The following is a 1,623-nucleotide window of genomic DNA, read 5'->3' as shown; positions in this document are numbered from 1 at the left end:
ATAAGTCAAGTGGAAATTAAAATCACGGTTGAATTAAAGGAGGTGAAATATCTTAAAGAAGCGCTATTTTAATAAGCTTATGCATCGATAAAATTTGATGATAAGCTGAATTTAAACTTTGTTAAGTTGCAGTTAATAGCCTATACCACTTTCTCCTTTTGATAAATTTGGTGATTGCGGAGTAGGACATCAATCACCCTAACTAATTTTCGTGCGGTAAGTGAGACAGCTCGTTTGTGTGGAGAATGTTTGGCTTCATTAGCTTTTTGATGGTAATAACGCGCAAAGACAGGATCATAACGTCTTACAGAATTGGCAGCTTCAATTAAGTAATAACGTAAGTAAGTGTCTCCAGAATGTATCATAGGCGTATTGTCACCATTAAATGATCCAGATTGATATTTTTTCCAAGCGAGTCCAGCATACTTTGCTAGTTGAGATTGATTTTCAAATCGTTTAATTTGGCCAATTTCAGCCAATATACCAGCTGAATACACTGGGCCAATGCCAGGAATAGATTGCAGGATTTGTGCCTCATCAAATGTCTTCAAAAGATCATCAATTGATTTTTCTAGTAATTTGATTTGTTTTTGAAATAAACGAATTTCGTTAAGATAGACTGATAGAACAACGTCAATTGAAGTTTGAATCGTTTTATCCAAACGATAAGAGCCACGAATAGCTTTTTGGATGGTCTTGGCTAGTGCGCTAGGATTAGCAAATCGGCCCTTACCTTTAGAGTTGAGATAGTCTGCGAGTTCTTCAATTGGCATAACTGAGATATCGTCGGTCGTGAAATCTTCAGTTAGTAAGTCCAGCATGGTAGCGCCAAATACAGAAGTATTGAGATCGTCATTCACAACTAACTTGTTGAGTTTATAATACAAATTTTCAAGAAAATGCTGTTTAGAACGTGACAAACTCTTAACAAGTTCAAAACGCGAACGCGTCAACCGTTGTAATGCAACATATTTTTCTTGGCGCACCAGACTAGTTGAATAGCGTTCCAGACGTAAAAAGTCAGCGATATAGTAGGCATCAATTGAATCATTTTTTTGAATTTCAAAAATGTCTTTATACTTCTTAGTATCGCGAGGATTAATGATGACGGCCTGAGTATTAAACTGGGCTAAGTCATCATCGTTTTCAAAGAAATAAGCTGGGTGGAAGCTGTAAATCGAAGTAGCTTCCATCCCAATCACAATCTTCTCAAATTGTTGAGACAGATTAAGCTTAAGAATTAATTTTTTCACTTCGGTCGCACCGTTAAGGTCATTTTCAAAAGTACCTTGGAACAACGGTTTAGCAGAAATATCTGAAGTTAACATAGACACTTCAAGCTTTTTAGAGCTAACATCAATACCGACAAATAATTTCATCATTTCATTGGCCTCCTTTCCATTAGATTGTCTGGTCTTAGATTGGACACCGCGTGATAATCCCTAATTACAATCACATATCGCTTCCTCGCGTATAAGTATTCACAGGTTAGGCTGTCCAAGCTACAACTGATACTACTCAATATCAGTGGCCAGCATAATCGATACAGCATGTGGTTGGCGATTGCAGTGATTGTCAGGGCGGCAGTCTTTTAAAGTAGTTAAACTACAGGGGGATCAAACC

Annotated in this window: 1 protein-coding gene; it reads right to left on the bottom strand. The window is 37.3% G+C overall.

From position 1 onward, the window contains the following. Positions 1-140: 140 nt before the first annotated feature. Positions 141-1,379 carry an IS110 family transposase gene (locus BMG01_RS10430; protein ID WP_188349657.1) on the bottom strand — a complete coding sequence of 413 codons (1,239 nt, stop codon included), beginning with the start codon at positions 1,377-1,379 and terminating at the stop codon, positions 141-143. Positions 1,380-1,623 lie beyond the last annotated feature (244 nt).

Origin of the sequence: Leuconostoc sp. BM2 (assembly GCF_002095565.1) — a bacterium.
In the GTDB taxonomy this organism is placed as follows: Bacteria; Bacillota; Bacilli; order Lactobacillales; family Lactobacillaceae; genus Leuconostoc; species Leuconostoc falkenbergense.
Note: the sequence above shows the minus strand (reverse complement) of the source record. Positions and strands in the feature narration are given on the sequence as shown.